The organism is Capnocytophaga sp. oral taxon 326 str. F0382 (assembly GCF_000318295.1).
Lineage (GTDB): Bacteria > Bacteroidota > Bacteroidia > Flavobacteriales > Flavobacteriaceae > Capnocytophaga > Capnocytophaga periodontitidis.
The window spans coordinates 1-885 of sequence record NZ_KB291439.1 but is presented as its reverse complement, the minus strand read 5'-3'; the positions used below and the strand labels follow the sequence as shown (position 1 = coordinate 885).

1 protein-coding gene is annotated in these 885 nt (G+C 40.9%); it reads left to right on the top strand.

Annotated elements, in window-relative coordinates; all coding sequences use genetic code 11:
* Positions 1-885, top strand: an 885-nt coding sequence (locus tag HMPREF9073_RS16020; protein WP_009413843.1) for a hypothetical protein, incomplete at both ends; no start/stop codon positions are given.

Sequence of the window (885 nt, the reverse complement as noted above, 5' to 3'; positions counted from 1 at the left end):
TTGTAACTGTAACTACTTTGGCTTGCCAAGCTTACAATAACTCTAATGGTAAGATACCAGTAAGGGTAGACCTTAATAAAATAGGTCAAGGTAACCACTACTATAGTTTAGATGGTGCTGCTGATAGACCTATAGTGTGGACAATAGCTAATCAAGCATTCGAATTAGAAGTAAGTCCATTGGTGGCACACACTGTAGTTGTGAAAGATGTAGATGGCTGTGTGACTACAGCTACTTTCAGTACTACGGCACTTATTACAGCTACAGCTACTGTTAGTAGAAATAAAACTTGTGCAACCCCTACAGCCGATATCACAGTAACTGTGACTGGAGGTACAGGTACTTACAGCTATACCTTAGAACGCTTAGATAATGGCGTAGTAGCAGGTGCTGTACTTGCACAAAATGTAGCCTTCCCAACACCTACAGGTGGAGTGATTACTATCGCAACGCCTACAACCGAGGCAGCTACTTACCGCATCACTATTTACGATGCCGAAACAGAAAATTGTCCTATAGTGAAAGAAGTAGTAGTACGTGACCCTGACCCTATAAATACAGATAACACAGTGGTGCAACCTTACCACGAAAAATGTAATTTAGGACTCACTGCTACGGGTACAGGTAGCATTGATATAGCAATGCCTACCGATAGTGATAGTTATACCTTTAGGATTACAAACGCTATTGATATCACTACAGGAAATAATGTAACAGTAACTACAACTCCTGCTATCGCAGGTACTCATACAGCTACTTTCACTCAGTTACACGGTACAACACAAGGAGTGAAATATCAAATAGCTATTACTAATAGTACAGGTTGTGTGGCCTATGTTGATGCTACTATCACCTCTCCAGAACCATTAGAGTTACAAACGGGAG